This window comes from Citrobacter sp. S39, assembly GCF_009495675.1.
Lineage (GTDB): Bacteria > Pseudomonadota > Gammaproteobacteria > Enterobacterales > Enterobacteriaceae > Citrobacter > Citrobacter freundii.
Map to the genome: position 1 here is coordinate 4,187,308 of NZ_CP045555.1, position 16,330 is coordinate 4,203,637.

17 protein-coding genes and 1 riboswitch are annotated in these 16,330 nt (G+C 54.0%); of the genes, 9 read left to right on the forward strand and 8 right to left on the reverse strand.

Going from position 1 to position 16,330, the window contains the following annotated elements; translation table 11 throughout:
* Positions 1-158 precede the first annotated feature (158 nt).
* The 5 genes from cecR to GFB57_RS20075 are packed head-to-tail and all read left to right on the forward strand — an operon-like array spanning position 159 to position 5,800.
* Positions 159-836, forward strand: coding sequence for a transcriptional regulator CecR (gene cecR, locus GFB57_RS20055; RefSeq protein WP_003035216.1), 678 nt, complete (start codon positions 159-161; stop codon positions 834-836).
* A complete protein-coding gene (gene hlyD, locus GFB57_RS20060) occupies positions 833-1,828 on the forward strand; it encodes a secretion protein HlyD (RefSeq protein ID WP_003035213.1) in 996 nt (331 codons plus the stop codon). The genes cecR and hlyD overlap by 4 nt, the downstream gene beginning before the upstream one ends.
* Positions 1,821-3,557, forward strand: a complete 1,737-nt coding sequence (locus GFB57_RS20065; RefSeq protein WP_003035210.1) for an ATP-binding cassette domain-containing protein — start codon at positions 1,821-1,823, stop codon at positions 3,555-3,557. Before hlyD ends, GFB57_RS20065 begins: the two co-directional genes overlap by 8 nt.
* The gene (locus GFB57_RS20070; protein ID WP_290366898.1) at positions 3,550-4,683 is read left to right on the forward strand and encodes an ABC transporter permease; all 1,134 of its coding nucleotides are present in this window, start codon (positions 3,550-3,552) and stop codon (positions 4,681-4,683) included. The genes GFB57_RS20065 and GFB57_RS20070 overlap by 8 nt, the downstream gene beginning before the upstream one ends.
* A 10-nt stretch (positions 4,684-4,693) precedes the next feature.
* A complete protein-coding gene (locus GFB57_RS20075) occupies positions 4,694-5,800 on the forward strand; it encodes an ABC transporter permease (RefSeq protein ID WP_003035205.1) in 1,107 nt (368 codons plus the stop codon).
* Here the strand turns inward: GFB57_RS20075 and GFB57_RS20080 are convergent.
* The gene (locus tag GFB57_RS20080) at positions 5,762-6,172 is read right to left on the reverse strand and encodes a YbhQ family protein (protein ID WP_003035203.1); all 411 of its coding nucleotides are present in this window, start codon (positions 6,170-6,172) and stop codon (positions 5,762-5,764) included. The genes GFB57_RS20075 and GFB57_RS20080 overlap by 39 nt on opposite strands.
* A gap of 131 nt (positions 6,173-6,303) precedes the next feature.
* Between GFB57_RS20080 and GFB57_RS20085 the strand changes: the two genes are divergently transcribed.
* The 3 genes from GFB57_RS20085 to GFB57_RS20095 are packed head-to-tail and all read left to right on the forward strand — an operon-like array spanning position 6,304 to position 9,265.
* Positions 6,304-7,065 (forward strand): endonuclease/exonuclease/phosphatase family protein, encoded by a 762-nt coding sequence (locus GFB57_RS20085; RefSeq protein WP_003035201.1) that lies wholly within the window; start codon positions 6,304-6,306, stop codon positions 7,063-7,065.
* Positions 7,062-8,303 (forward strand): cardiolipin synthase ClsB, encoded by a 1,242-nt coding sequence (gene clsB, locus GFB57_RS20090; RefSeq protein WP_003035199.1) that lies wholly within the window; start codon positions 7,062-7,064, stop codon positions 8,301-8,303. The genes GFB57_RS20085 and clsB overlap by 4 nt, the downstream gene beginning before the upstream one ends.
* Positions 8,303-9,265, forward strand: coding sequence for a YbhN family protein (locus GFB57_RS20095; protein ID WP_003035197.1), 963 nt, complete (start codon positions 8,303-8,305; stop codon positions 9,263-9,265). Before clsB ends, GFB57_RS20095 begins: the two co-directional genes overlap by 1 nt.
* Before the next feature lie 100 nt (positions 9,266-9,365).
* On the opposite strand, the gene GFB57_RS20100 is transcribed toward GFB57_RS20095, so the two are convergent.
* The 6 genes from GFB57_RS20100 to moaA all read right to left on the reverse strand — a co-directional run bounded on the left by GFB57_RS20100 (position 9,366) and on the right by moaA (position 12,813).
* Positions 9,366-10,070, reverse strand: a complete 705-nt coding sequence (locus GFB57_RS20100) for a Bax inhibitor-1/YccA family protein (RefSeq protein ID WP_003035195.1) — start codon at positions 10,068-10,070, stop codon at positions 9,366-9,368.
* A gap of 41 nt (positions 10,071-10,111) precedes the next feature.
* Complete coding sequence (gene moaE / locus GFB57_RS20105; protein ID WP_003035193.1) at positions 10,112-10,564, reverse strand: molybdopterin synthase catalytic subunit MoaE; 453 nt, start codon at positions 10,562-10,564, stop codon at positions 10,112-10,114.
* A gap of 1 nt (position 10,565) precedes the next feature.
* Positions 10,566-10,811 (reverse strand): molybdopterin synthase sulfur carrier subunit, encoded by a 246-nt coding sequence (gene moaD / locus GFB57_RS20110; RefSeq protein ID WP_003035189.1) that lies wholly within the window; start codon positions 10,809-10,811, stop codon positions 10,566-10,568.
* Positions 10,804-11,289 (reverse strand): cyclic pyranopterin monophosphate synthase MoaC, encoded by a 486-nt coding sequence (gene moaC / locus GFB57_RS20115; protein ID WP_003035188.1) that lies wholly within the window; start codon positions 11,287-11,289, stop codon positions 10,804-10,806. The genes moaD and moaC overlap by 8 nt, the downstream gene beginning before the upstream one ends.
* Before the next feature lie 2 nt (positions 11,290-11,291).
* The gene (gene moaB / locus GFB57_RS20120; protein WP_003035187.1) at positions 11,292-11,804 is read right to left on the reverse strand and encodes a molybdenum cofactor biosynthesis protein B; all 513 of its coding nucleotides are present in this window, start codon (positions 11,802-11,804) and stop codon (positions 11,292-11,294) included.
* Between the two features lie 19 nt (positions 11,805-11,823).
* Entirely contained in the window at positions 11,824-12,813 is a 990-nt protein-coding gene (gene moaA, locus GFB57_RS20125) for a GTP 3',8-cyclase MoaA (RefSeq protein ID WP_003035186.1), read from the reverse strand.
* A riboswitch (molybdenum cofactor riboswitch) is annotated at positions 12,801-12,946 on the reverse strand. It overlaps the preceding gene by 13 nt.
* 329 nt (positions 12,947-13,275) lie before the next feature.
* Here moaA and yvcK point away from each other — a divergent pair.
* Complete coding sequence (gene yvcK, locus GFB57_RS20130; RefSeq protein WP_003035185.1) at positions 13,276-14,184, forward strand: uridine diphosphate-N-acetylglucosamine-binding protein YvcK; 909 nt, start codon at positions 13,276-13,278, stop codon at positions 14,182-14,184.
* Positions 14,185-14,306: 122 nt separating this feature from the next.
* Here yvcK and uvrB read toward each other — a convergent pair whose 3' ends face one another.
* Positions 14,307-16,328, reverse strand: coding sequence for an excinuclease ABC subunit UvrB (gene uvrB / locus GFB57_RS20135; protein WP_003035183.1), 2,022 nt, complete (start codon positions 16,326-16,328; stop codon positions 14,307-14,309).
* Between the last annotated feature and the right edge of the window lie 2 nt (positions 16,329-16,330).

Consider the following 16,330-nt stretch of genomic DNA (forward strand, 5'->3'; position numbering starts at 1 on the left):
TGACAAAAACCACAATGTCATGAAGGGGCGGAGTGTAGCAGTTTTTGTGATGTGCCGCATAAATTATCCCTTTACTGGAAAATAACCGTCCGGACTGGACAAGGCTGCACATCAGTCATAATCTTAATCAATCGATTGATTAAGATCAGAGTCGTGCCATGAATACACCCACCATGACAACCAAAGGTGAACAGGCGAAGAACCAGCTCATTGCCGCCGCATTGGCACAATTCGGCGAGTATGGTCTGCACGCCACGACGCGCGATATCGCTGCACAGGCCGGGCAAAACATTGCGGCTATCACCTACTATTTTGGCTCAAAAGAGGATTTATATCTCGCCTGCGCCCAGTGGATTGCAGATTTTATCGGCTCACAGTTTCGTCCGCACGCTGAAGAGGCCGAGCGTTTATTCGCTCAGCCAGAACCGGATCGTGGCGCGATGCGTGAACTGATCCTGCGCGCCTGCAAAAATATGATCATGCTGTTAACCCAGGACGACACCGTTAACCTGAGCAAATTTATCTCGCGTGAACAGCTTTCCCCCACTGCGGCTTATCAACTGGTGCACGACCAGGTTATCAATCCGCTGCATACACACCTGACGCGCCTGATTGCCGCCTATACCGGCGGCGATGCCAACGATACCCAAATGATTCTGCATACCCACGCCATACTCGGCGAGGTACTGGCTTTTCGTCTGGGGAAAGAAACCATTCTGTTGCGTACGGGCTGGTCACAATTTGATGAGGATAAAACCGCGCTGATTGACCAAACGATCACCTGTCACATCGATCTTATTCTGCAAGGTTTAACGCAAAGGAGTCTGGAGTCATGAAAAAACCTGTCGTGCTCGGGCTGGTTATCGCGGCCCTCGTTGCCGTGATTGCCGGTGGAACGTGGTGGTATCAAAGTCGGCAAGATAACGGCCTGACGTTGTACGGCAATGTCGATATCCGTAGCGTCAACCTGAGTTTTCGCGTTGGCGGCAGGCTGGCCTCACTGGCGGTTGACGAAGGCGATGCTATTACAGCCGGTCAGGTGCTGGGTGAACTGGATCACGCCCCATATGAAAACGCGTTAATGCAGGCGAAAGCCAATGTTGCCGCCGCCCAGGCGCAATACGATTTGATGCTGGCCGGGTATCGCACAGAAGAGATTGCCCAGGCAGCAGCGGCTGTCAAACAGGCGCAGGCCGCCTATGATTACGCGCAGAACTTTTATAATCGGCAGGTAGGATTGTGGAAAAGCCGCACCATCTCCGCCAACGATCTGGAAAACGCGCGTTCATCTCGCGATCAGGCGTTAGCTTCGCTGAAATCTGCGCAGGACAAACTTACCCAGTATCGCAGCGGTAATCGTGTACAAGACATTGAACAGGCGAAAGCCACGCTCGAACAAGCTCAGGCCCAGCTTGCGCAGGCAGAGCTCAATTTACACGACACCACGCTAATCTCCCCGTCTGACGGCACACTACTCACCCGTGCGGTGGAGCCTGGTAGCATGCTGAACGAAGGGGGCACGGTACTGACGCTGTCGCTCACGCGTCCGGTATGGGTCCGCGCCTACGTTGACGAACGCAATCTGAGCCAGGCGCAGCCAGGACGTGAGATCCTGCTCTATACCGACGGTCGCCCGGACAAACCGTATCACGGCAAAATCGGCTTTGTGTCACCAACCGCCGAATTTACGCCGAAAACGGTCGAGACTCCTGATCTGCGCACCGATCTGGTGTATCGCCTGCGAATTGTCGTAACCGACGCGGACGATGCGCTGCGCCAGGGAATGCCGGTAACGATAAAATTTGGCGATGAGGCACGGCATGAATGACGCCGTCATTACGCTTAAAGGGCTGACGAAAAACTTTGCTGGAATGGAAAAACCGGCCGTCGCCCCGCTCGACTGTATCGTGCATGCGGGCTACGTGACCGGGCTTGTCGGGCCGGACGGCGCAGGCAAAACCACGTTGATGCGCATGCTGGCGGGATTATTAAAACCTGATGCCGGAAGTGCTGCGGTAATTGGTTTTGACCCCATCAAAGACGAAAGCGCGCTGCACGCGGTGCTGGGCTATATGCCGCAGAAATTTGGTCTGTATGAAGATTTGACCGTCATGGAGAACCTCAATCTTTATGCCGATTTGCGCAGCGTCACCGGTGAGGCGCGAGAAAAAACCTTTGTCCGACTACTGGAGTTTACCTCGCTGGGGCCATTTACCGGACGACTGGCCGGCAAACTTTCCGGCGGCATGAAGCAGAAGCTCGGGCTAGCCTGTACGCTGGTCGGCGAACCCAAAGTGTTGCTGCTGGATGAGCCAGGTGTGGGTGTCGACCCAATTTCCCGTCGCGAACTGTGGCAAATGGTCCACGAACTGGCCGGAGACGGCATGCTGATCCTCTGGAGTACGTCGTATCTGGATGAAGCAGAGCAATGCCGTGATGTGCTGCTGATGAACGAAGGCGAATTGTTATACCAGGGCGATCCTACTCAGCTTACGCAAACCATGGCTGGTCGCAGCTTCCTGATGAGTAGTCCGCAGGAAAATAACCGCCGACTGCTGCAACGCGCGTTAAAACTACCGCTGGTCAGCGACGGAATGATTCAGGGGAAATCCGTCCGTTTAATCCTGAAAAAAGAGGCGACAGCTCAGCAGATCCAAAACGCTGACGGCATGCCGCAGATAACCATCAATGAAACTGCACCCCGCTTCGAAGATGCCTTTATCGATTTACTCGGCGGAGCCGGAACATCGGAATCCCCGCTGGGCGCTATCCTGCATACCGTAGAAGGTACGCCTGGCGAAACGGTGATCGAAGCCAAAGCGCTGACCAAGAAGTTTGGCGATTTTGCCGCGACCGACCACGTAGACTTTTCCGTACAGCGCGGCGAGATTTTTGGTCTGTTAGGACCCAACGGTGCCGGCAAATCCACCACCTTTAAAATGATGTGCGGCCTGCTGGTCCCCACTTCCGGCAAAGCGCTGGTGCTGGATATGGACCTGAAAGTCAGCTCCGGCAAAGCGCGTCAGCATCTGGGCTATATGGCGCAGAAATTCTCCCTGTACGGTAACCTGACGGTTGAACAAAATCTGCGCTTTTTCTCCGGCGTCTACGGCCTGCGTGGTCGGGCACAGAAGGAGAAAATCGATCGTATGAGCGAGGCATTTGGCCTGAAGAGTATCGCTTCCCACGCCACCGACGAACTGCCGCTGGGGTTTAAGCAGCGTCTGGCGCTGGCCTGCTCGCTGATGCATGAACCCGACATTCTGTTCCTTGATGAACCCACTTCCGGGGTCGATCCCCTCACCCGTCGTGAGTTCTGGTTGCATATCAACAGCATGGTGGAAAAAGGCGTCACGGTGATGGTGACCACCCACTTTATGGACGAGGCGGAATACTGCGATCGCATCGGGTTGGTGTATCGCGGCAAACTGATTGCCAGCGGAACACCGGACGACCTGAAAGCTCAGGCTGCCGACAGCGACACTCCGGACCCGACCATGGAGCAGGCGTTCATTACGCTAATCAATGACTGGGATAAGGAGCATACGCATGAGTAACTCCGCTCTCTCCTGGCGTCGCGTACGTGCGCTGTGCGTGAAAGAAACCCGCCAGATCGTTCGCGACCCCAGCAGTTGGCTGATTGCGGTGGTGATCCCGCTGCTGCTGCTGTTTATCTTCGGCTACGGGATAAACCTCGACTCCAGCAAGCTGCGGGTCGGGATTTTGCTCGAACAGCAAAGCGAAGAGGCGTTGGATTTTACCCATACCATGACCGGCTCGCCGTATATTGACGCCACCATCAGCGATAACCGTCAGGAATTGATTGAGAAAATGCAGGCTGGGCGCATTCGCGGGCTGGTGGTGATCCCGGTGGATTTCGCCCAGCAGATGGCGCGACCTAATGACGTGGCACCGATCCAGGTGATCACCGATGGCAGCGAACCCAATACCGCCAACTTTGTGCAGGGTTATGTCGAAGGCATCTGGCAGATTTGGCAGCAACAGCGGGCGGAAGATCGTGGGGAATCGTTCGAGCCTTTGATCGACGTGCAAACACGCTACTGGTTTAACCCGGCGGCCATCAGCCAGCACTTTATTATTCCCGGGGCGGTAACCATCATCATGACGGTGATTGGCGCGATCCTCACCTCATTAGTGGTGGCGCGCGAATGGGAACGCGGAACTATGGAGGCACTGCTTTCTACCGAAGTTACCCGCGTCGAATTACTGCTGTGTAAACTGATCCCCTATTATTTCCTCGGCATGCTGGCGATGCTGCTGTGTATGCTGGTGTCGGTATTTATTCTTGGCGTGCCCTATCGCGGCTCGTTGCTGATCCTGTTTTTCATTACCAGCCTGTTTCTGCTCAGTACGCTTGGCATGGGGTTGCTTATTTCCACCATCACCCGCAACCAGTTTAACGCCGCGCAGGTCGCGCTGAACGCCGCTTTCCTGCCCTCGATTATGTTGTCAGGTTTTATCTTCCAGATAGATAGCATGCCCGCGATTATCCGGGCGGTAACCTACATTATTCCGGCTCGTTATTTCGTCAGTACCCTGCAAAGCCTGTTTCTGGCGGGAAATATTCCGGTGGTGCTGATTATTAACGTGCTGTTTTTAATCGCTTCGGCGGTGATGTTTATTGGCCTGACGTGGCTTAAAACCAAACGTTGGCTGGATTAAGGGGACGGGCATGTTTCATCGCTTATGGACATTAATTCGCAAAGAGCTGCAATCGCTATTACGCGAACCGCAGACGCGAGCCATTCTGATTTTACCGGTGCTGATTCAGGTGATCCTGTTCCCGTTCGCGGCAACGCTGGAAGTCACCAACGCCACGATCGCTATCTATAACGAAGACAACGGTAAACATTCGGTTGAGCTTACCCAGCGCTTCGCCCGCGCCAGCGCTTTTACGCATGTTCTGCTGCTGAAAAGCCCGCAGGAGATTAAGCCTACCATCGATACGCAAAAAGCCCTGCTGCTGGTGCGCTTCCCGGCCAATTTTTCGCGCAACCTGGACACCTTCCAGCAAGCTCCTATGCAGATTATCCTCGACGGGCGTAACTCCAACAGCGCGCAAATTGCCGCCAATTACCTGCAGCAAATCGTTAAGACGTATCAGCAGGAGCTGATGGACGGCAAGCTGAAACCAAACAACAGCGAGCTGGTCGTGCGTAACTGGTACAACCCGAATCTGGATTATAAATGGTTCGTGGTGCCGTCGCTGATCGCCATGATCACCACTATCGGCGTAATGATCGTCACCTCGCTTTCGGTTGCTCGCGAGCGCGAGCAAGGTACGCTGGATCAGCTGCTGGTCTCCCCGCTTACCACCTGGCAGATTTTCATCGGTAAAGCTGTGCCCGCGCTGATTGTGGCTACTTTTCAGGCCACCATTGTGCTAGCAATTGGTATCTGGGCTTATGACATTCCATTTGCCGGTTCACTGGGGTTGTTCTATTTCACAATGGTAATTTACGGGCTGTCGCTGGTCGGCTTTGGTCTGCTGATTTCATCGCTGTGCGCCACCCAGCAGCAAGCGTTTATCGGCGTGTTTGTGTTTATGATGCCGGCGATTTTACTCTCGGGCTACGTCTCACCGGTCGAAAACATGCCGGTCTGGTTGCAGAATCTGACGTGGATAAACCCGATCCGCCATTTTACGGACATCACGAAACAGATTTACCTGAAGGATGCGAGTCTGCAGATTGTCTGGGGAAGTTTGTGGCCGCTGTTGGTGATAGCGGCCACAACCGGCTCAGCGGCGTATGCGATGTTTCGACGTAAGGTGATGTAGCTTTTTGTCTTTCGCCAGCAGCGAGACCACGGCGGGTCCGGCCAGGATCACCAGACCCGCCAGTGCCAGCAAGACGTTGTTTTGCAGCACGCGCGACAGCAACCACAGCACGATCATTGCGGCACCGAAATACCACGTGGTAGTCAGCTCTTCCAGCACATCAGCGACATCGCGCCAGCGTTGTTCATGGTGACGTTGCAAGGCCAGCATTAATAAAACCGTTACGCCGTAAACGACGCATAATCCCAGGCCGACGCGCACCAGCGTGCCGCTCATCCAGCCCATTACCAGCAACGCCACTACCAGTAAATGCAACACAATCTGCCAGCAACTTAGACCCGTTGCGACACGAACACGTTGTTGCCACCTCATGGCTTTTCTCCTGAAGGATTTTCAACTAATTGTTCAGAGTACCGGACTTTACGGAAAATTCCGCAACACTGCATCTTTTTGTGACGATGACTACACTATTTTATTTAGGAAGTGACGCCAACGGGAGGCTCATGAGCGGATCGGGAGTTCAATTTTCATTCAATGTGCTCACCATTAATACTCACAAAGGGTTCACCGCCTTCAACCGGCGTTTTATTTTACCTGAGCTAAGGGAGGCCGTCAGAACGGTCGGTGCAGACATTGTATGCCTGCAGGAAGTGATGGGTGCGCACGAAGCTCATTCGCTGCACATTGAGAACTGGCCGGATACCAGCCACTACGAATTTCTGGCGGACACGATGTGGAGCGACTTCGCCTACGGGCGTAACGCCGTGTACCCGCAGGGACATCACGGTAATGCTGTGCTGTCGCGGTATCCCATTGAGCATTATGAAAATCGTGATGTGTCGGTCGGCGCGAGTGAAAAGCGCGGAGTCCTTTACTGCCGAATCGTACCGCCAATGCTCTCCCACCCCATCCATGTGATGTGTGTGCACCTCGGCCTGCGTGAAGCTCACCGCCAGGCCCAGCTCGCGATGCTGGCCGACTGGGTTAACGCTCTGCCCGACGCGGAGCCGGTGGTGATTGCCGGTGATTTTAACGACTGGCGACAAACGGCCAATCGCCCGTTGAAAGCCAAAGCTGGCCTTGACGAGATTTTTACCCGCGCCCACGGCCGCCCGGCGCGAACATTTCCGGTGCAGTTTCCCCTGCTGCGTCTGGACAGGATCTATGTGAAAAACGCGAATGCCAGTACCCCAACGACGCTGGCGCTGCGTCACTGGCGACATTTGTCCGATCATGCCCCTCTGAGTGCGGAGATTCATTTATGAAATATGGCTGGCGTGAAGGCAATCAAATTCAACTACTGGAAAACGGCGATCAATTCTACCCCGCCGTCTTTGACGCCATTGAACAGGCGCAGCAAAAAATAATCCTCGAGACCTTTATCTGGTTTGAAGATGCGGTAGGAAAACAGCTGCATGCCGCGTTGCTTGAAGCCGCCCGGCGAGGAATCAAAGCAGAGGTGTTACTGGATGGCTACGGCTCGCCGGATCTTAGCGACAGTTTTGTCGAAGAGCTCACCGTAGCCGGCGTTGTTTTCCGCTACTACGATCCGCGTCCGCGTCTGTTCGGGATGCGCACTAATCTCTTTCGTCGTATGCATCGCAAAATTGTGGTCATTGATGATCGTGTTGCCTTTGTTGGCGGCATCAATTACTCCGCTGAACACATGTCTGATTACGGTCCGGAGGCCAAGCAGGATTACGCCGTGCGCGTTGAAGGTCCAGTCGTTGCTGACATTCTGAAATTCGTGCTGGAAAACTTGCCCGGACAGAGCGCTGTACGACGCTGGTGGCGACGTCATCACCGGGCAATCGACAATCATCGCCCCGGCGAAGCGCAGGCGCTGTTTGTCTGGCGCGATAACGAAGAACATCGTGATGATATTGAACGCCACTATCTGAAAATGCTGACCCAGGCACGGCGGGAGGTAATCATCGCCAATGCCTACTTCTTTCCCGGCTATCGCTTTCTGCATGCCCTGCGTAAAGCGGCCCGACGGGGCGTGCGGGTAAAACTCATCGTGCAGGGTGAACCGGATATGCCGATTGTGAAAGTGGGTGCCCGCCTGCTGTACAACTATCTGGTAAAAGGCGGCGTCCATGTCTATGAATACCGCCGTAAACCTCTGCATGGCAAAGTGGCGCTGATGGACGATCACTGGGCGACGGTGGGCTCCAGCAATCTTGATCCACTGAGCCTGTCACTGAATCTGGAGGCAAATCTGATTATTCATGACCGCACGTTTAATCAGACCCTTCGTGACAACCTGAACCCCATTATTGCGCAGGACTGCAAGCGGGTTGATGAATCCATGCTGCCAAAACGCACCTGGTGGAACCTGACCAAGAGCGTACTGACCTTCCACTTTTTACGCCACTTCCCGGCGCTGGTCGGCTGGCTGCCGGCGCATACCCCGCATCTGGCCGAGGTAGAGCCGCCCGCGCAGCCCGCTCTGGAAACTCAGGACCGTATACAAACAGAGGATGCAGGAGGGAAAACCTGATGGCAAAAAGCCACCGACGCTGGCGGTTAGCGAAAAAGATCCTCACATGGCTGTTTTTTATTGCGGTGATCGTGCTGCTGGTTGTTTATGCCAGCAAGGTCAACTGGCAGGAGGTGTGGACGGTCATCCGCGATTACAATCGGATCGCCCTGCTCAGCGCCGTGGGGTTGGTGATCGTCAGTTATTTACTTTACGGCTGTTATGATCTGCTCGGGCGCTACTACTGCGGCCACAAACTGGCAAAACGCCAGGTCATGCTGGTGTCGTTTATCTGTTACGCCTTCAACCTGACGTTGAGCACCTGGGTGGGTGGTATAGGGATGCGTTATCGCCTTTACTCGCGCCTCGGATTGCCGGGGGGCACAATAACGCGGATTTTTTCGCTGAGTATTACCACTAACTGGCTGGGCTATATTCTGCTGGGCGGTTTTATATTTACCTTCGGCGTCGTCGAACTGCCCGCACACTGGTATATCGATGAAGGCACATTGCGCATCTTAGGCATTGCGCTGCTGCTGATTATTGTTGTTTATCTGTGGTTTTGCGCCTTCTCTAAACATCGTCACATCACCATCAAGGGCCAAAAACTGGTGCTGCCCTCCTGGAAATTTGCCCTCGCGCAAATGACGATATCCAGTGCGAACTGGATGGTAATGGGGGCGATTATCTGGTTGTTGCTCGGCCAGAATATCGATTATTTCTTCGTGCTGGGCGTGCTGCTGGTGAGCAGTATTGCCGGCGTAATCGTGCATATTCCAGCGGGGATCGGCGTGCTGGAAGCGGTGTTTATGGCGCTGCTGGCAGGAGAGGACACGTCTCAGGGAACGATCATTGCTGCCCTGCTCGCGTATCGCGTGTTGTACTATTTTATTCCGCTGCTTCTGGCACTGGTGTGTTATTTGCTGCTGGAGAGTCGGGCAAAAAAGTTGCGGGTAAAAAACGAAAAGGCGATGGCGAAATGATAGTATATATAGTGCCGGATACGGCTTAACCCTTTATCCGGCCTACTTTTGATACCAAGCGGTAGGCCGGATAAGCGCAGCGCCATCCGGCAACAGAGAATTAACGACGATTGCCGAAAATACGTAGCAGCATCAGGAACAGGTTGATGAAGTCCAGATACAGCGTTAAGGCCCCAAGAATCGCGTATTTACGCAGATTGGAGCTGTCGCGCAGGTCAATCTGCTCACCGATATTTTTCAACTTCTGCGTGTCATAGGCGGTCAGACCAACAAACACAATCACCCCGATATAGGTCACCGCCCACATTAGCGCTTCACTCTTCAGCCAAAAGTTAACCAGTGAGGCCAGCACAATACCGATCAACGCCATAAACAGCATATTGCCGAAGCCGCTCAGATCACGTTTGGTGGTGTAGCCATACAAACTCATGATCCCGAACATCCCTCCGGTAACCACGAAGGTGCTGGCGATAGACGAGTAGGTATAGACGATAAAAATGCTTGATAGCGTCAGCCCGGTTAATGCCGAATAGAGCATAAACAGCGTGGTCGCCATACCCGCGCTCAGCCTTTGCACCATACCGGACAGGACGAACACCAGCGCCAGTTGAGCGATGATCAGGCCAAAGAAGGTGATTTTGCTGGAGAAGACAAACATCATCACCGCGGGTGTATTTGCCGCATACCAGGCGATAAACGCCGTCAGCATCAGTCCGCAGGTCATCCAGCCGTATACCTGCGCCATATACGTTTGCAGGCCGGAACGGGCCTGTACAATAGAATCGGATCGTGGGAATCGGTCCATGACAATCTCCTGAATCAGTATGAGCCTACAACAATTGTACTCTACCAGCGTTTTGCTGCTAGCTTATCGCTGTCGCGGGCATCAACCCAGCGCTCACCTTCCGGCGTGGCCTCGCGTTTCCAGAACGGCGCGCGGGTTTTCAGGTAATCCATAATGAATTGCCCGGCATCAAACGCGCTGCTGCGATGCGCACTGGTCACGCCAACAAACACGATTTCGTCACCCGGCCACAGTTCGCCAATGCGATGAATCACCGTCACCCGACCCAGCGGCCAGCGCAAACGCGCTTCGTCGACAATCTCCGCCAGCGCTTTTTCGGTCATTCCCGGATAGTGTTCCAGCGTTAACGCCTTAACGCTGTCACCGAGATTGTGATTGCGCACTTTACCGGTGAAAGTGACTACCGCGCCGTCTTCATCGCGCTCTGCCAGCCAGGGATACTCATCCCCGACGCGAAACGGCGCAGGGCCAACAACAATTCGCGTTTCCGCCATCTTAGCCTCCGGTTACCGGTGGGAAGAAAGCCACTTCGTCACCTGAGTTAAGGGGATGATCAAAACTGACCAGCGTCTGGTTTACCGCCGCCAGCAACTTGCCGTCTTCCAGTGCCAGCGCCCAGCGATCGCTTTTTGCGGCAAGATGCTTGCGCAGCGCTTCTACCGTTGCAAACTGGGCGGCAACCTCTAACGCATCGGTGTTTACCAGTTCGCGTACCTGAGCAAAGAAGAGAACCTTAATCATGCGCATCTACCTTAAAATCTCCGGACTTGCCGCCGCTTTTTGCCAGCAGACGCACCGGACCAATCACCATATCCTTTTGCACCGCTTTGCACATATCGTAGATGGTCAACGCCGCCACGGAGGCCGCCGTTAACGCTTCCATTTCAACGCCGGTTTTACCGGTCAGGCGACACAGCGTTTCAATCCGTACGCGGTTGTGCTCCGGTTCAGCGTGAAGATTGACTTCCACCTTACTCAGCATCAGCGGATGGCACAGCGGGATAAGATCCCAGGTACGTTTGGCGGCCTGAATACCCGCAATACGCGCCGTGGCGAATACATCACCCTTATGGTGGCTGCCATCGATAATCATCGCCAGCGTTTCGCTACGCATGGTCACGAATGCTTCAGCACGCGCCTCGCGTACGGTTTCCGCTTTGGCGGAGACATCCACCATATGCGCTTCGCCAGCGGCGTTAATATGAGTCAGTTGCGACATACTTATTTCTTCAAATGTGGGTGGAAATTACACGGACGCGTACGGGCATCAAGCTGCGGCGCAATGATATTTTCCCAGGCGGTACGACACGCTTTGGTCGAACCCGGCATGGCGAAAATCAGCGTTTTATTGGCCACTCCGGCAATCGCACGGGATTGCAGCGTCGCGGTGCCAATCTCTTCAAACGACAGCATACGGAAGACTTCGCCAAACCCTTCAACTTCTCTGTCAAACAGCGGTTGCAGCGCTTCCGGCGCCTGGTCCCCTTCGGTTAACCCGGTACCGCCAGTAATGAGCACTACCTGTACATCATCACTGGCAATCCAGGCAGAAACCTGGGCGCGGATGGCGTAACGGTTTTCTTTGACAATCGCCTTATCGACAATCTGATGACCCGCTTCTTGCGCCGAGTCACGCAGATAATGGCCGGAGGTGTCATCTTCTTCGCCGCGACGGTTGGAAACAGTAAGAATAGCAATGCGTGTCGGGATAAATTCAGCGCTTACCTGACTCATGAAAAACTCCTTTTAGCGATCAGCCGCCAATGTAAGATAAGTTTTGCGTAATACCGGTATTGTTCTGATGCAGGAAATGAGTCTGCTTTTTCTCCAGCAGCGCGGCTGAAATACGTTCTTCCAGCGCCGACTGCTGAGCGTCATCTTCCAGCAAATCACGCAGGCTTACGCCGCCTTCACCAAATAAACACAGATGAAGCTTGCCAACAGAGGAAACGCGCAGACGATTACAGGTGGCGCAGAAGTCTTTCTCATAAGGCATGATCAGACCAATTTCACCAACATAATCAGGATGACAGAAAACCTGAGCCGGGCCGTCGCTGCGCTGTCGGATCTGGTGGATCCAGCCGCGACGCAGCAGCTCATCGCGAAGTACCTGTCCGGAGATATGGTGTTTACGGAACAGAGAGCTGCCCTCGCCCGTTTCCATCAGTTCAATAAAACGCAGTTGGATTGGCCGAGGTTGGATCCACGCAAGGAAGGTGTCCAGCTGATGATGGTTTACATCGCGCATCAGCACGGTGTTGACTTTCACTTTTTCAAAACCCGCATCAAAGGCGGCGTCAATGCCTGCCATCACCTGTTGAAACTTGTCCTGCCCGGTAATGGCATGAAACTGACGGGCATCCAGGCTGTCGACGCTGACGTTGAGCGCGGTCAGTCCGGCATCGCGCCAGGCAGCAGCATCGCGCGCCAGACGATAACCATTGGTGGTTACCGCAATCTGACGGATGGCGTCGTTTTCGCGCACGGCGGCGATAATGTCAGTAAAGTCGCGACGCAGTGAAGGTTCGCCCCCCGTCAGACGCACTTTTTCCGTTCCCAGACTGGCGAACGCGCGCGTGACGCGACGAATTTCATCAACGGTCAGAAAGCCGTTATTGGTGACCCCACCGGGCTTATAGCCATCCGGCAAGCAGTAGGTGCAACGAAAGTTACACACATCGGTAATCGACAAACGTAAGTAGTAAAACTTACGTGCGAAAGCATCGGTAAGTTGAGAGCCCATGTACACCTTTCCAAATACGGGAGACGTAGTCATTTCTTCCTGCGCCCTGGTGACAAACTTTTTCAAGTCTTGTCACGGCCAAAGCACCGTATCATTTGACCCAGGTGCAGAGGCTAGAGTGTTTATACTCGTCATACTTCGTGTTGCAGATGCGTTGGCTTCCGGCAACTCAAATTATTAAGAGTACTTAGTGGTTATGCCGATACTAGCGTGTAAATGACGCTTTTGCCATGTACACTTTCGTTATATAAATACATACATAACGACATGATCGTGCAATTTCGCTACAGAATAAGCAAAAACCACAGTTTTGCATTGATATACATCATCTTGCCATCAGGTGGATCTCGTCAGAAAGGAGTAGATTGCAGAAAAAAATTACGGCTGATGCCGACTGGATAATTGCTGAAAACACGCTATTTACGTTACTGTAGCGCGGATCAATTGATATCAGGAAAATATATGCGCACTCGCACGCTGGCAGATCTGGACCGCGTTGTCGCTCTCGGCGGAGGGCATGGATTAGGACGCGTTCTCTCCTCTCTTTCCCCATTAGGTTCCCGCCTGACGGGTATCGTCACCACCACGGATAACGGCGGGTCGACAGGTCGTATTCGTCGCTCTGAAGGCGGGATAGCCTGGGGAGACATGCGTAACTGTCTGAACCAGTTAATTACCCAGCCCAGCGTCGCATCCGCGATGTTTGAGTACCGTTTTGGCGGTAATGGCGAGCTTTCCGGGCATAACCTCGGAAATCTGATGTTAAAGGCGCTCGATCACCTGAGCGTGCGGCCTCTGGAAGCCATCAATTTAATTCGTAACCTGCTGAAGGTCGATGCGCATTTAATTCCGATGTCGGAGCTGCCGGTGGATTTGATGGCTATCGACGATCAGGGGCATGAAGTCTATGGCGAAGTGAATATCGATCAGCTTACTATCCCGCCTCAGGAGCTAATGCTGTCGCCAAAAGTCCCCACCACGCGGGAAGCAGTAGAGGCTATCGCCGACGCGGATTTGATTCTGATAGGACCCGGCAGTTTTTACACCAGCCTGATGCCGATCCTGCTGCTCGACGAAATGGCGCAGGCCTTGCGTCGCACACCGGCTCCGATGGTCTATATAGGCAATCTTGGGCGCGAATTAAGCCTGCCAGCAGCCAGCCTGACGCTTAGCGATAAGCTGGCCATTATTGAACAGTACGTCGGGAAAAAAGTGATTGATGCGGTGGTTGTGGGGCCGAAAGTGGATGCTTCCGCCGTTACCGACCGCGTTGTCATTCAGGAAGTGCTGGAAGCCAGCGATATTCCGTATCGCCACGACCGACAGTTGTTGCACAGCGCGCTGGAAAAAGCGGTACAGGCGCTGGGCTAAACGGATTAGCCTGATGCGCTGCGCTTATCAGGCCTACAAAACGCTCTGCTCCGGCATCCGACCTACGAACGCGATCTTTGCCGTAGGCCGGATAAGGGGTTTACCCCGCATCCGGCACACTCTTACGATGCTGCGATAAACAACTCGCGCAGTTGATGCAACTGGTCGCGGATCGTCGCTGCCTCTTCAAATTCGAGATTCTGCGCATGCAGCATCATCTGCCCTTCCAGCTCGTGAATTTTCTGCTGCAGCGCTTTTGGCGTCATATCCAGTTCCACAACTTCAGACTTCGCGCCTGCACGTGACTTCCCTTTGCCTTTCGCCTTGGTCTTCGCAATATTCTGACCCAGCGCCAGAATATCGACCACTTTCTTATTCAGGCCCTGCGGCGTAATACCGTGCTCTTCGTTGTAGAGTTGCTGTTTCTCACGACGACGTTCGGTTTCACCAATCGCTTTAGCCATTGAGGCGGTAATTTTATCGCCGTAGAGAATAGCCTTACCGTTGATGTTTCGCGCCGCACGACCGATGGTCTGGATAAGCGAACGTTCAGAACGCAGGAACCCTTCTTTGTCTGCGTCCAGAATCGCCACCAGGGAGACCTCAGGCATGTCCAGACCTTCACGTAACAGGTTGATACCCACCAGCACGTCAAACTCGCCCAGACGCAGGTCACGAATGATTTCCATACGTTCGACGGTATCGATGTCAGAGTGCAGATAACGCACCCGCTCGCCATGTTCTTCGAGGTATTCTGTGAGGTCTTCTGCCATCCGTTTGGTCAGCGTGGTGACCAGCACACGTTCGTTAATCGCCGCACGGGTGCGGATCTCCGACAGCAGATCGTCAACCTGCGTCGCCACCGGACGCACCTCAATGACCGGATCCAGCAGGCCGGTCGGTCGTACCACCTGATCGACCACTTCATCACCGGATTTCTCCAGCTCATAGTTGCCCGGCGTCGCCGAAACGTAGATAGTTTGCGGAGCCAGCGCCTCGAACTCTTCAAATTTGAGCGGGCGGTTATCCAGCGCCGACGGCAGACGGAATCCGTATTCGACCAGGGTTTCTTTACGCGCCCGATCGCCGCGATACATGCCTCCAATTTGCGGGATAGTCACGTGGGATTCATCCACCACCAACAGGCCATCGGCAGGCAGGTAATCAAACAGCGTCGGCGGCGGCTCGCCAGGGCCGCGCCCGGACAGATAGCGGGAGTAGTTTTCAATCCCCGAGCAGTAACCCAGCTCATTCATCATTTCCAAATCGAACTGGGTACGCTGACTTAAGCGTTGTTCTTCCAGCAGTTTGTTATTTGCCAACAGAATTTTACGCCGCTCTGCCAGCTCAACTTTGATTTCTTCCATCGCCTGCACGATACGTTCGCGCGGCGTCACGTAGTGCGTTTTAGGATAGATGGTGTAGCGCGAAATTGTGGATTCGACCTGCCCAGTCAGCGGGTCAAACAGCGATAAACGTTCGACCTCTTCATCAAACAGTTCCACGCGCAGCGCGATGTCGTCTGATTCTGCCGGGAAAATGTCGATCACTTCACCACGCACGCGGAAGGTCCCGCGCTGGAATGCCTGATCGTTGCGGGTATATTGCAGCTCCGCCAGACGACGCAGGATCGCACGCTGGTCGATAATCATCCCCACCGTCAGGTGCAGCATCATTTTCAGGTACAGATCCGGGTCACCCAGACCATAAATCGCGGAAACCGACGCCACGACAACGACATCGCGACGTTCCAGCAGCGCTTTGGTTGCCGACAGGCGCATCTGCTCAATATGTTCGTTGACCGAAGCATCTTTCTCGATGAAGGTGTCAGAACTGGGTACGTAGGCTTCCGGCTGATAATAGTCGTAGTAAGAGACAAAATACTCCACCGCGTTATCCGGGAAGAACTCTTTCATCTCACCGTACAGCTGAGCAGCAAGTGTCTTATTGGGGGCCAGCACCATGGTAGGACGCTGCAAGTCCGCAATCACGTTAGCGATGGTGAATGTTTTCCCCGACCCCGTCACCCCCAGTAACGTCTGATGCGCCAGACCATCCTCCAGACCTTCTTCCAGGCGACGAATCGCCTCAGGCTGATCGCCAGAGGGTTTAAAAGCGGAATTTAGTTTGAACGGTTTACTCATGA

Excerpts from the sequence above, each read along its gene's own strand:
- cecR (WP_003035216.1), top strand. The coding sequence starts at position 159 with ATGAATACACCCACCATGACAACCAAAGGTGAACAGGCGAAGAACCAG.
- hlyD (WP_003035213.1), top strand. The coding sequence starts at position 833 with ATGAAAAAACCTGTCGTGCTCGGGCTGGTTATCGCGGCCCTCGTTGCC.
- GFB57_RS20065 (WP_003035210.1), top strand. The coding sequence starts at position 1,821 with ATGAATGACGCCGTCATTACGCTTAAAGGGCTGACGAAAAACTTTGCT.
- GFB57_RS20070 (WP_290366898.1), top strand. The coding sequence starts at position 3,550 with ATGAGTAACTCCGCTCTCTCCTGGCGTCGCGTACGTGCGCTGTGCGTG.
- GFB57_RS20075 (WP_003035205.1), top strand. The coding sequence starts at position 4,694 with ATGTTTCATCGCTTATGGACATTAATTCGCAAAGAGCTGCAATCGCTA.
- GFB57_RS20080 (WP_003035203.1), bottom strand. The coding sequence starts at position 6,172 with ATGAGGTGGCAACAACGTGTTCGTGTCGCAACGGGTCTAAGTTGCTGG.
- GFB57_RS20085 (WP_003035201.1), top strand. The coding sequence starts at position 6,304 with ATGAGCGGATCGGGAGTTCAATTTTCATTCAATGTGCTCACCATTAAT.
- clsB (WP_003035199.1), top strand. The coding sequence starts at position 7,062 with ATGAAATATGGCTGGCGTGAAGGCAATCAAATTCAACTACTGGAAAAC.
- GFB57_RS20095 (WP_003035197.1), top strand. The coding sequence starts at position 8,303 with ATGGCAAAAAGCCACCGACGCTGGCGGTTAGCGAAAAAGATCCTCACA.
- GFB57_RS20100 (WP_003035195.1), bottom strand. The coding sequence starts at position 10,070 with ATGGACCGATTCCCACGATCCGATTCTATTGTACAGGCCCGTTCCGGC.
- moaE (WP_003035193.1), bottom strand. The coding sequence starts at position 10,564 with ATGGCGGAAACGCGAATTGTTGTTGGCCCTGCGCCGTTTCGCGTCGGG.
- moaD (WP_003035189.1), bottom strand. The coding sequence starts at position 10,811 with ATGATTAAGGTTCTCTTCTTTGCTCAGGTACGCGAACTGGTAAACACC.
- moaC (WP_003035188.1), bottom strand. The coding sequence starts at position 11,289 with ATGTCGCAACTGACTCATATTAACGCCGCTGGCGAAGCGCATATGGTG.
- moaB (WP_003035187.1), bottom strand. The coding sequence starts at position 11,804 with ATGAGTCAGGTAAGCGCTGAATTTATCCCGACACGCATTGCTATTCTT.
- moaA (WP_003035186.1), bottom strand. The coding sequence starts at position 12,813 with ATGGGCTCTCAACTTACCGATGCTTTCGCACGTAAGTTTTACTACTTA.
- yvcK (WP_003035185.1), top strand. The coding sequence starts at position 13,276 with ATGCGCACTCGCACGCTGGCAGATCTGGACCGCGTTGTCGCTCTCGGC.
- uvrB (WP_003035183.1), bottom strand. The coding sequence starts at position 16,328 with ATGAGTAAACCGTTCAAACTAAATTCCGCTTTTAAACCCTCTGGCGAT.